Annotated in this window: 12 protein-coding genes; 6 read left to right on the top strand and 6 right to left on the bottom strand. The window is 74.1% G+C overall.

The features are described 5' to 3' along the window. The first annotated feature begins 267 nt into the window (after positions 1-267). Positions 268-1,593 (top strand): MFS transporter, encoded by a 1,326-nt coding sequence (locus ACFY0P_RS42285; RefSeq protein WP_388926295.1) that lies wholly within the window; start codon positions 268-270, stop codon positions 1,591-1,593. 55 nt (positions 1,594-1,648) lie between these two features. On the opposite strand, the gene ACFY0P_RS42280 is transcribed toward ACFY0P_RS42285, so the two are convergent. From ACFY0P_RS42280 to ACFY0P_RS42270, 3 genes are all read right to left on the bottom strand, one after another. Further along, on the bottom strand, positions 1,649-2,413 hold the full coding sequence (locus ACFY0P_RS42280; protein WP_388926293.1) for a DUF2690 domain-containing protein: 765 nt from the start codon (positions 2,411-2,413) through the stop codon (positions 1,649-1,651). Between the two features lie 195 nt (positions 2,414-2,608). After that, positions 2,609-3,031 (bottom strand): SH3 domain-containing protein, encoded by a 423-nt coding sequence (locus ACFY0P_RS42275; RefSeq protein WP_388926290.1) that lies wholly within the window; start codon positions 3,029-3,031, stop codon positions 2,609-2,611. 129 nt (positions 3,032-3,160) lie between these two features. Beyond that, on the bottom strand, positions 3,161-3,388 hold the full coding sequence (locus tag ACFY0P_RS42270) for a cupin domain-containing protein (protein ID WP_388926288.1): 228 nt from the start codon (positions 3,386-3,388) through the stop codon (positions 3,161-3,163). Here ACFY0P_RS42270 and ACFY0P_RS42265 point away from each other — a divergent pair, their 5' ends adjacent. Both ACFY0P_RS42265 and ACFY0P_RS42260 read left to right on the top strand, forming a co-directional pair. Next, entirely contained in the window at positions 3,389-4,033 is a 645-nt protein-coding gene (locus tag ACFY0P_RS42265; protein WP_388926285.1) for a thiamine pyrophosphate-dependent enzyme, read from the top strand. A gap of 31 nt (positions 4,034-4,064) precedes the next feature. Beyond that, a complete protein-coding gene (locus ACFY0P_RS42260; RefSeq protein WP_388926282.1) occupies positions 4,065-5,117 on the top strand; it encodes an Ldh family oxidoreductase in 1,053 nt (350 codons plus the stop codon). Positions 5,118-5,394: 277 nt separating this feature from the next. On the opposite strand, the gene ACFY0P_RS42255 is transcribed toward ACFY0P_RS42260, so the two are convergent. From ACFY0P_RS42255 to ACFY0P_RS42245, 3 genes are all read right to left on the bottom strand, one after another. Then, positions 5,395-6,333 (bottom strand): alpha/beta hydrolase fold domain-containing protein, encoded by a 939-nt coding sequence (locus tag ACFY0P_RS42255; RefSeq protein WP_388926279.1) that lies wholly within the window; start codon positions 6,331-6,333, stop codon positions 5,395-5,397. 137 nt (positions 6,334-6,470) lie between these two features. Continuing rightward, a complete protein-coding gene (locus ACFY0P_RS42250) occupies positions 6,471-7,481 on the bottom strand; it encodes a M56 family metallopeptidase (RefSeq protein ID WP_388926277.1) in 1,011 nt (336 codons plus the stop codon). Positions 7,482-7,485: 4 nt separating this feature from the next. After that, entirely contained in the window at positions 7,486-7,899 is a 414-nt protein-coding gene (locus ACFY0P_RS42245; protein ID WP_388926274.1) for a BlaI/MecI/CopY family transcriptional regulator, read from the bottom strand. A gap of 193 nt (positions 7,900-8,092) precedes the next feature. Here ACFY0P_RS42245 and ACFY0P_RS42240 point away from each other — a divergent pair, with 193 nt between their 5' ends. The 3 genes from ACFY0P_RS42240 (at position 8,093) to ACFY0P_RS42230 (ending at position 10,901) form a co-directional block, all read left to right on the top strand. Further along, complete coding sequence (locus tag ACFY0P_RS42240) at positions 8,093-9,556, top strand: glycosyltransferase (RefSeq protein WP_388926271.1); 1,464 nt, start codon at positions 8,093-8,095, stop codon at positions 9,554-9,556. Then, the gene (locus ACFY0P_RS42235; protein ID WP_388926268.1) at positions 9,553-10,278 is read left to right on the top strand and encodes a polysaccharide deacetylase family protein; all 726 of its coding nucleotides are present in this window, start codon (positions 9,553-9,555) and stop codon (positions 10,276-10,278) included. The genes ACFY0P_RS42240 and ACFY0P_RS42235 overlap by 4 nt, the downstream gene beginning before the upstream one ends. A gap of 89 nt (positions 10,279-10,367) precedes the next feature. Then, positions 10,368-10,901, top strand: coding sequence for a MarR family winged helix-turn-helix transcriptional regulator (locus tag ACFY0P_RS42230; RefSeq protein ID WP_388926265.1), 534 nt, complete (start codon positions 10,368-10,370; stop codon positions 10,899-10,901). Positions 10,902-10,989: the final 88 nt, after the last annotated feature.

The raw sequence follows: 10,989 nt of genomic DNA, 5'->3' as shown, positions 1-10,989 counted from the left end.
CAGCCCCCCCCCCCCCCCCCCGGCCCCCCCGGGGGGGGGGGGGGCGGGGGGGGGGGGGGGGGGGGGGCCCCCCCCCCCCCCCCCCCCCCCCCACCCCCCTGTTCCGCTTGAGGTGTCCGGATCGGTCGGTGATTGTTGACAAAAGTGTTGACGTTTTTGACGCCAATCCTTAGCGTCTACGCACCACGGGTCAGCAGCACGAGCCGCGTCGACCCCCTCTACCGCTTCCCCTCCAGGGAACGCATCCTGGACGAGAGGAAAACAAAGATGTCCTCCTCAACCGCCCTGTCCGCTCGCGGCGGCAAACTGGCCCTGCTGGTCGTCGGTCTGTGCTGGCTGGCCGTGCTCTTCGACGGCCTCGACATGTTCATCTACGGCTCGGTGCTGCCCCACCTGCTGGAGACCAAGACCTTCGGCATCACCCCGGACAAGGCCGGCGACCTGGGCTCCTACGCCACCTTCGGCATGCTGGTGGGCGCCCTGACCGCGGGCACGGTCGCGGACCGGATCGGCCGCAAGCAGCTGATGATCGCCTGCGTCGCGCTGTTCTCGCTCGCCTCCGGCATCTGCGCGGTCTCCGGGAGCCTCGCCGTCTTCGGCCTCGGCCGCACCCTGGCCGGCGTCGGCCTCGGCGGGCTGCTGCCGACCGCGATCAGCATGGTCTCGGACTACGCCAAGGGCGGCCGGATCGCGATCACCATCGGCGTGCTGATGACCGCCCACCACGCGGGCGGCATCCTGTCCGCGTACGTCGCCAAGTGGCTGGTGGACCCCTTCGGCTGGCGCTCCGCCTTCTGGGTCTGCGTGCTCCCGCTGCTGTTCGTGCCCGTCCTGCTGAAGCTCCTCCCCGAGTCGCTGAGCTTCCTGGTCGCCAAGGGCCGCACCGAGGAGGCCACCGCGCTGGCCCACCGCTACGAGGTCGAACTGCCCGCCGTCGCCGGCAAGAAGACCGCCGCCGACCGCTGGGACGCGCTGCTCGCCCTGTTCCGCGGCGGCGAATGGCTGCAGACCCTGCTGTACTGGCTGGCCTCCTTCGGCGGCCTGCTCCTGGTCTACGGCGTGGCCACCTGGCTGCCGACCCTGATGCGCACCGAGGGCTACGAGCTCACCAACGCCCTCACCTTCGTGGTCGTCTTCAACCTCGGCGGCATCGTGGGCATGCTGGTCGCGGGCCGCGCCGCGGACCGGTTCGGCGCCCCGCGCATCGCGGCGATCTGGTTCGCCCTCACCGCCGCCGGCGTCTACCTGCTCAGCGTCCACATGCCGATGGGCGTGACCACCCTGGTCGTCTTCCTCACCGGCGTCTTCCTGAACAGCGCCCAGACGATGATCTACGCGACCGTCTCCATCCGCTCCACCCCGGACAACCGCGCCACCGCCGTCGGCTGGACCTCCGGCATGGGCCGCTTCGGCGCCGTCTTCGGCCCCTGGCTCGGCGGCCAGCTGCTCGCCGCCGGCAACGGCGACTGGGGCTTCACCGCCTTCGCGCTGGCCGGTGTCTCCTCGATGGTGTTCATCGGCATCGCCGCCCTGCGCTCGGCCAGGCAGCCGCAGGCCGCCAACGACCAGGAGGAGCTGGTCGCCGCCCACTGACCGGTCCGGCCGGACCGGTCCGGCGCCGCGCTCCTTCCACGGGCGCGGCGCCTTCCTACTGCTCGCCGGCGGGTTCCGCCTCCAGTCCGGTGCAGGCCAGCTGTCCCCCGACCTCCGCACACGCCTCCACGCCCCGAGGCGCCGGCACCGCGAGCATCGGGCTGGTGTAGCCGACCGAGTCCTCGGCGGGATAGCTCGCCGAGAGCACGTCCTGCCCGGCCCGGACCGAGACCTCCCGGGCGTGCGGTGTGTGCAGCCGCACCTCGGACCAGACGGTTCCACAGGCCGGGGACCAGCGCAGCCAAACGTCGTAGGCGACACCTGTGACACGGCTCTTGGTCCGCGCGTCCCGGGCGCAGGCCGACGCGTCCGGCAACTCGCCCTGGCAGGACCGGCCATGACAGCGCGGCGCCGCCGACACCGGCTGTGCGCCCGGTGCGCCGCGCCGGTCCGAGACGGTCACGGCCGCCGCCGACACCCCGGCCACGGCGAGCAGCGCGAGCGCGGTCAGCGGCAGCCGCCACCACCGCCTCGCCGGTGTCCTGTCCTGGACCGGTGCGACGGCCGGCGGCTCCCCGGCGGCCTCGCACAGTGCCAGTACGGCGACCGGATCGGCGCCCGCGAGCCGGGCCAGGGCCTCCACCGCCGGGCGTGGCGGTCGTTTGTCGCCGGAGAGATAGCGGTGCCAGGCGGACTTGCTGTACGGGGTGCGGGCGGCCAGCGCCGCGAGGCTCAGTCCCGTACGCTCCTTCAGTTCGCGCAGCCTCGCCGCCGGCGACTCGTCCGGTGGGGTGGTTCTGGCTCCTTCGGAGTGCGGCATGTTGCGTGCCTCGACTTCATTACGCTATGGGCGTTTCGCCCCTGATGTCGGAATGGCTTCCCATCGGAACCGGGGGCGCAACCGGCGAACAGGTGTGAAGACGGTGAATCGAGGGGTGCATGTCGAAGGCCTGTTCGGGAACGCGCGGTTCCCGAACAGGCCTCTGCGGTCAGGGAGTACGGCGGTAAGGGGCCGTCAGCACCACGGGACGGCGTGACCGACCCGGACGTAGCGGGCGGAGACGTACCCCTTGTGGTGCGGGAGCCGGTACCAGGTGTGGTTGCCGCGCACCGAGCCGCCGTACGTCTTGCAGGTCAGCCCCACGAGCCGGTGGTTGTGGCGGTGGCTGACCACCCGGTAGCGGGTGCTCGGACCGGAGCGGACGTTGAGCCGGACGTGGTGCGTGGTGACCCGGCCCACCGTGCGGTAGGTGTAGTGCCGGTGGTGGACACGGCGGGCCGCCGGCGCGGGCAGTGTGGTGTAGTTGTAGTACTGCACGATTCCCTGGGGCGCGGGGACCGGGGTGGCGGCGCTCGCGGTGGCGGCCCCGGCCGTGGGCAGGAACGCGAACACCGCGACGGTGGCCAGCAGGCCGTTCTTCAGGATCCGACGGGACATGGAAACCTCCGTGCTGTCGTGCTCGTGACCACGAAGCGTGATCACGAGTCGGAGCGTTTCCGTGCCGGACCGTCGCCATGTCGTCCCCGCGTGCCCTGGGACGGCTGGGACGTCCCAGGGCACGCGGGTTCAGCCCATCCGGTCCTCGGCCGACAGGTGCTCGACCGTCTTCCCCGTGGCCGTGAAGGTCCGCGTGACGTACCCCGACGAGTACACCCACAGGATCCGCAGCGGAGTGTCGCCGACGTTGCGGAACAGGCGGGGGACGGGGGACGGGACGTACGTGGTGTCGAACCGCTCGAGCCGGGTCACCTCGCCGTCCACCCACACCTCCGCCTCGCCCTCCAGGACGGTCACGTGCTCGTCGCAGTTGTGCGAGGTGCGCCGGGCGGCGCAGGAGGAACGGCACGCCGCCGAGCAGTCCGCGATCGCGGCGGCGGAGACGAAGGCGGCCGAGGCCAAGGGCATCGACCCGGTAGGGTCGCCGCCACCCTGCACGGGCAGGACGCGATCGTCGTCGACGAGACCATCACCCACAGCCGGGTCGTCAAGCGGCACGTCCAGACCGCCGCCCCTGACTCCTGCTTCTACGTCCAGGGCGGACTCGGCCAGGGCATCGCGGTCGCCCTCGGCGTCAAACTCGCCGCACGGGAGCGGCCGGTGGTCCTCACCATCGGCGACGGCGCCTTCACCTACAACCCGGTGATCCCCTCGTACGACGTCTCGAACGCGTACGAACTGCCGCTGCTGATCGTGGTGTTCAACAACCGTGTCTACAAGTCGATGAACCTCGACCACCGCCGCTTCTACCCCGACGGCGCGGCCGCCGAGACCGGTGAATGGCTCGGCACCGATCTGCACCGGCTGCCCCGGCTCGCCGACTTCGCCGAGCCGTTCGGCATGCGCACCGAGGCCGTCGACCCGTCGGAAGCGCTCGCACCGGCGCTCGAGCGCGCCCTCAGTCCGTCGCCGAGGGCACGACCGCCGTCGTGGACGTCCTAGTCACCCGCTAGCCAGGAGACACACCGCAACCATGTCCAGCACCCCCACCAAGATCCTGGTGCCCGCCGACGACCTGCGTACCTTCTCCGCCGCCCTCCTCGAAAGGGGCAGCCTGAGCGCCGAGCACGCCCGGACCACCGCCGACGTGTTCGTCTGGGCCGCCCAGCGCGGCGTCGACTCGCACGGCACCGCCCGCGTCCCCGCCTACCTGGAGCTGCTGGCCAAGGGCGTCGCCAATGCGCGGCCGCGGATGACGATCGAGTCGACGGCCCCGGCCGCCGCCGTCCTCGACGCCGACCGCGCCCCCGGCCCGGTCGCCCTGACCGCCGGCGCCGACGAGGCGGTACGACGGGCCCGCGAGACCGGCATCGCCTCGGCCGGTGTCCGCCGCACCGTCCACACCGGCGCCATCGGCTACTACGTGTCCCGGATCGCCGAACAGGGCCTGGTCGGGCTCGGGTTCGTGGCCGGCATGCCCAACATGGGCTACACCGGCGTCAAGGGCGCGGCCGTCGCCACCAGCCCCCTCGCCGTCGCCGTACCGGCCCGCGAACACGCGCCGCTGCTGCTGGACATGGCCACCGCCACCATCGCCCTCGGCAGGATCCGGCCGGCGAGGGCGAGCTGCACGGCGTTGCCGGAGGGCGCGGCCGCGACGGAGGACGGCACCCGGACGACCGACCCGGAACGGGCGGTCATGCCCCTGCCGCTGGGCGGCGCGAAGGGTTCCGGCATGTCCCTCGCCTTCGAACTCCTGACCAGCGTTCTGGTCGGGGCCCCGATCTTCGCGTCCTTCCATGCAGGCGACCGCAAGCACCGCCAGAACGCCCTGCTCATCGCCGTGGACCCGGCCGCCTTCGGTGATCCGGAGGCTTTCACCGCGAACGTGGACGACACCCTGGGCACGCTGAAGGGTCTGCCGGTCGCGGCGGGCGCGGTCGGGGTCTTCTACCCCGGTGAGCGAAGCGCGGCGGTGGCGGAGGAACGGGGGGCGAAGGGCGTCCCCGTGGCCGCGAAGGTATGGCGTGAACTCACCGGGCACGCGGACCGGTTGGGCGTAGCCGCGCCGCGGTTCGACGGGTAGACGCTCCGCTGGAAGGGCTGCGATCGGCCGACTGCGGCGCCGTCGTGGCCGGTCGCGCAGATCCTCCCCCAGCCTTGGGCCGGGTTCTCCCAGCGCCCGTGTGGGGCGCTGCTGAACCGCAGCAGACTTCGACGGACGCACCCAGCCTGTGAGCAACGGTCCATTGGCGCCCCGTCAGGGGCGCCGGGGGGTACCCCCCGGCCGAAGGCTGGGGGAGGAACTGCGTGACCAGCCGCCGACAACGGTCGGCCGCCCACCGGCAGCACACCCCGATCTCTTAGGCGCCCGGCCCCCCGGCTGACCGCACATGACGTGCGATGAGCGCATACACCTCCCGCGCCTTCACATCGTCCGTGCCGTCATACCCGTGATCCACCCCCGCCACCTCGTGGTGCTCCACCAGCGCCCCCACGGCCCCCAGCCGCGAGGCATACCGCTCGCCCTCCGCCCTCAGCAGGTCGTACGCGGCGGTGATCACCAGCGCGGGGGCGATGCCCGTCAGGTCGGCCGTGTCGGACGGGTGGGCGGGGGAGACCAGCGGGTCGGTGCGGTTCTTCGGCTCGGGGACGTACGCCGTGTCGAACACCTCGGCCATCCAGGGCCGCAGTACCGGTCTGGCGATGGCGGACCGCTTGTCGGAGGCGCTCGTCGCCAGGTCCAGCGGGGGATAGTGCAGGACCTGGAGGGCGATCGAGGGGCCGCCCTCGGTCAGCGCCTGCCGGGCCACCGCCGCGGCGAGGCCGCCGCCGGCGCTCTGCCCGCCGACGGTGAGCCGGGCACCGTCCCAGCCCTGTTCGGCCGCGTGCTCGGCGACCCAGCGGACCACCTCGTAGGCCTGGCGCGGCGGGGCCGGGAAGGCATGCTGCGGGGCGACGACGTAGTCGACGTTGACGACGGCCACCCCGGCCTCGGCGGCGAGGAACCGGCAGAGCGGGTCGTCGAGTTCGGTGAGCGACATGACGTAACCGCCGCCGTGGAAGTTGACGTGCACCGGGGGAGCGGTGGACACGGCTGTCGGCAGATACACCGTGGCGCGGGCCGGGGCGACGGACGTCGGGATGGTCAACGCCCGCACCGTGCGGGGGAATTCGGGGAACCGGGCGTGCGCGGCGGCGTCGGAGCCCGGGCCGCTCGGGCGCCTGCTCGCGAGCAGGGTCAGCCGCTGCATGGTCCTCGCGGCGAGGGCGGCGACCGAAGGGCGGGCCAGGAGGGACATACGGCTCCGATCGGGAGGGGCATGCGCCGCGGGGCGGGGCGCATGCCCGCCGGGCGGCAGATCGATCGACAGGAATCCTGGCGATCGTCGGGTGACGATAACCCTCGCTCCGATCGTGGTGTCAAGCCCCGGGGCGATCAGCGGGGATATCGGCCCGGCTCGTCGTGGTCGCGGGGCGGGTGGCCGCAGGGGCCGTGTGCGGGCGGCTGCGCCGGCATCCCGGTGTCCTTGAGCGCGGTCACGCACGCGGCGAACTGGGCGCCCTCGATCATGCGCTCGCTGTCGGACGCGGCCTCGGCCAGGCTCGCGCAGGACACCGCGAGCAGCGCGGCGCCCGCGACCAGTGGCAGCGCGCGGCGCGGCGGCGGCGGGGCGAGCAGCGCCCGGACCCGCTGCGGCACGGCGCCCCCGGTCGCCGCGAGCGAGGCACCGGCCGGGGCCTTGGCCGAGGCGAGGGCCGCGCGGCCCACCGCGCGTGCGACGACCGTCCGGTCCCCGACGCGTTCCGCGGCCTCCTCGTCGGCCCAGCGCTCCAGCACGAAGCCGCCGGTCCCGGCGAGCGGCCGCAGCAGGGGGCAGACGGCGGCGGTGAGCCGCCATGCGCTCTGGAAGAGATGGTGGCGGCCGCGCAGATGGGCCCGCTCGTGTGCGAGCAGGGCCTCCCGTTCGGTGTCGCCGAGGCAGCGCAGCATCCCGTGCGAGACCACGATCCGGCCCGGCGCCCCGGGAAGCGCGAAGGCGTGCGGCGACGCGTCGTCGAGCACGGCCAGCTCCACGTCCCCGGGCAGCCGCGCGCACTCCCGGCGGGCCCAGAGCAGATGCCGGACCTGTCGCACCGCGGCGACCGCGAGGCCGGTGAGGGAGGCGAGCAGGGTGACCGTCGCGACCGCGGACACGGTGAGATACACGGGGTCGTCCGCGCGCAGCGCCGTCACCGACCAGCGGCCCTCCTCCGCGACCTCGGGGATCTGTGCGAGCCCGGTGAACGCCAGCAGTGCCAGCGAGCCCAGCCAGCCGAGCGCCGTCACCAGGGCGCCGCCGGCCAGCGCCCACGCCGCCGGGCGCGGCGCGAACCGCCGGGCGAGCCGGGGCGCGAGCACCGCGAGGACCACGGTGACCAGGAAGGGGACGTAGACGCTGACGGTCATCGGCTCACAGTCCTTCGCCGGCGGGGCCGCCGTCGGGTTCGCCGAGCAGGCGCTGCAGCAACTGCTCGTCCTCCTCGGAGAGTTCGGAGACGAACCGGGCGAGCACGGCCTCCCGGTCGGATCCGCGCTCCAGCAGGGTGTGCATGCGCTGGGCGGTGTCGGACGCCTCGTCGCGCACGGGCGCGTACGCGTAACCCCGGCCCGCCCGGTGCCGGACCAGCGTGCCCTTGTCGTGGAGCCGGGACAGGATGGTCAGCACCGTCGTGTAGGCGAGGTCTCCGGTCAGCCGTTCCTGGACCTGCCGGGCGGTCAGCGGCCCGGAAGCGGCCCAGAGGGCGGCCAGTACCCCGCTCTCCAACTCGCCGCGGGCCCGTCGGCCGGATGCCTCACCGGTCTCGTCGATCTTCCGGTCGCGCACCGTTCACCATCCTTCAACCAGCGTTCGAGGCGACAGCCTACCTGGACTGCTACTACCTCCTGTAGAACCGGTGCCGACCCCTGCTGAGCTGCGCGAAAGCCGTCTACTACAAGTTGTACGAGCTTACCTACTACATGTTGTAGAGTTTCGCCGCTCCACTCCACCTGCGGAGTCTGTGCGGAGGAACCCACCCATGCCCCACCTCGGAAGTACGGTGCATCTGCGCGCCCTGGCGGCCGCCGCCCTGCGTCCCCGGCCCGCCCGCGCTCCCCGGCCCGTGACGCCGGCCGAGCGCGTCGTGATCGTCTCCGCGAGCATCGGCGCGGGCCACGACGGCGCCGCGCGCGAACTGGCGCGGCGGCTGACGGCGGCCGGTGTCACGGTCGACCGGTACGACCTGCTCGACCTGCTGCCCGCCCGGCTCGGCCGGGCCGTCCGCGACGGCTACCACCGGATGCTCGTCCGGGCGCCCTGGGTCTACCAGCGCGTCTACACCAGCACCGAACGCGCCGGAGGCGGCGGCCCGCTGGCCCGCGCCCTGCTGCGCAGCGCCGAGAACCACATGCGCGCCGCCCTCCCCGCCGACACCGGCGCCGTCGTCTCCACCTATCCGGGCGCCAGCCGCGTCCTGGGCAGACTCCGGCTCACCGGCCGCCTCGACGTACCGGTGTTCACCTATCTCACCGACTTCTCGGTGCACCCGCTGTGGGTGGCCGAGGGCGTCGACGTCCACCTCGCCGCCCACGCCGTACCCGCCGCGCAGGCCCGCGCCCTGGGCGCCCGGGACGTCCGGGTGGGCGGCCCGGTGGCGGACCCGCGCTTCCGCCCCGCCGACGCCGGGCGGCGCCGGGCGGCCCGGGCCCGCTTCGGGCTCCCCGCGGACGCCCCGCTGGCGCTGCTGGTGGCCGGCTCCTGGGGGGTCGGCCCGGTCCGGCAGGTGGCCCTGGAGCTGCGCGACTGCGGCGCGGCCGTACCGGTCGTCGTCTGCGGCCGCAACGAGGCCCTTGCGGAGCGGTTGCGCGCCGACGGCGTCGAGCACGTCTACGGCTGGGTCGACGACATGCCGGGCCTGATGCACGCGGCCGACGTGCTGGTGCAGAACGCGGGCGGTCTGACCTCGCTGGAGGCCCTCGCCGCCGGGCTGCCCGTCGCCAGCTACCGCTGCATACCGGGGCACGGCCTCACCAACGCCGCGGCGCTCGACGAGGCCGGGGTCGCCGCCTGGATCCGCGACCGGGCCGAACTCAAGGACGTACTGGCCGACCTGATCGACGGCCCGCGCGGCCTGCTGCAACGGGAGGCGGGCCGCGCCCTGTTCGCCGCCGCCGGAGCGGGCCCGGCGGACGAGATATCCCGCGCCTGCCGCACGACCGGCCCGCGGCCGGGCCCGCCCGGCCTCCGCCGGTTGCCGTCGCCCCCGGCGGACCCGGTCGTGCGCGCTCCCGGCGCCGCGCCTGCCTGGCGCGGGCAACGCCCGGCCGTCCGGCGGCTCGGCGCCGGCGCGGCCGTGGCCTGTGCCCTCTGGGCCGGCGCGGTCGGCACCGCGGTCGCCACGACCGGCAGCGGCTCCGGCGTCATCCACGCCATCGACCACACCCTGGACCTCGACGACGACGCCCACCCCGGCGGCCCGCACCAGGGGGACCACCACTCGTGACCACCCCCGTACGCCTGCTCCGCACGGCCGCCTTCGCCACCCTCCCGGCGCTCGCCCTGCACGCGGCCCCTGTGATCTCCACCTTCGGACCGCTGCGCAACCGCGTCATGCCCCGTCTCGCCGGCCGGGGCCGGGCGGACCACGTCGCCCTCACCTTCGACGACGGCCCGGACCCGCTGTCGACCCCGTTCTTCCTGCGCGCCCTGGACGAGCGGCGGGTCCGGGCCACCTTCTTCCTGCTCGGCTGCCAGGCCCGCCGCTCACCCGGCCTGGTCCGCGAGATCGCCGCGGCCGGGCACGAGACAGGCGTCCACGGCTGGCTGCACCGGCCGCTCCTGCTGCGCGGCCCCCGGGCCACCCACGACGACCTCGCCCGGGCCCGGGACACCGTCGGAGCGCTCACCGGGCAGGCGCCGCGGCTGTACCGGCCCCCGTACGGCGTGATGTCCACCGCGGCCCATCTGGCCGCCCGCCGGCTCGGTCTCACCCCGGTGCTGTGGACCTGCTGGGGCGAGGACTGGACCGCCCGCGCCACCCCCGACTCCGTCCACCGCACCGTCGTCCGGGACCTGGACGGCGGTGGCACGATCCTGCTGCACGACTCCGACCGCACCTCGGCGCCGGGCGCCTGGCGCTCGGCCCTGGGCGCGCTGCCACGCCTCCTGGACAGCTGTGACCAGCGGGGGCTCACCGTCGGACCGTTGCGTGACCACGGGATCTGACAACCGGTGCCTACGCGCCGCGCAGTACTGGGGGTAAACCCGGGCAGTAATTTACTTGAGTTACGCAACGATATGGTAAACTGGCCGGTATGCCCACAGAACCGCTGCCAGACGTCCCCGCCGCCACCCCGGAGGTCGTGGAGATCGAGCGCGCCCTGACGCGCGTCACCTACCTGAGCACCCGGGCCCGCCAGCACGAGCGGCTGATGGCCCTGGCCGGTGTGCCGCTGGACCGCGCCGCGGTGGCCCTGCTGCGCCAGGTCGCCGACTCCGAGCCGCTGCGCCCGGGCGAGCTGGCGCAGCGGCTCGGAGTCGAGGCGTCCCATGTGACCCGCACGGTGCAGCAGCTCCAGAGGTCCGGTTACGTCACCCGCGTCCCCGACCCCGTCGACCGCCGCGCCCAGCGCATCGAGCTCACCGACGCCGGCCGGGCCGCCGTCGACCGCGTCCGGGACGCCGGGGCGCGTGGCATGCAACTGGCCCTCGGCGACTGGGAGCCGGAGGAACTGCGGCAGCTGGCCACGCTCTTCCACCGCATGGTCGACGACTTCCTGGCCTACGCGGTCGAGGACGAGCCCGGCCAGGAGCCCGAGACGGTGCCCCCGGCCTCCCGGACCGTGTGAGGCGCCGGCGGGCGCGGACGGGCCGACGGCCGACCCGGCGCCGAGCGGGTCGGTACCGCCCGGTAATATCCGGCGGCAGGTCGTCAGA

Source organism: Streptomyces sp. NPDC001714, assembly GCF_042892755.1.
Lineage (GTDB): Bacteria > Actinomycetota > Actinomycetes > Streptomycetales > Streptomycetaceae > Streptomyces.
The sequence above is the reverse complement of the archived record's forward strand: the minus strand, read 5'-3'. Positions and strand labels throughout refer to the sequence as shown.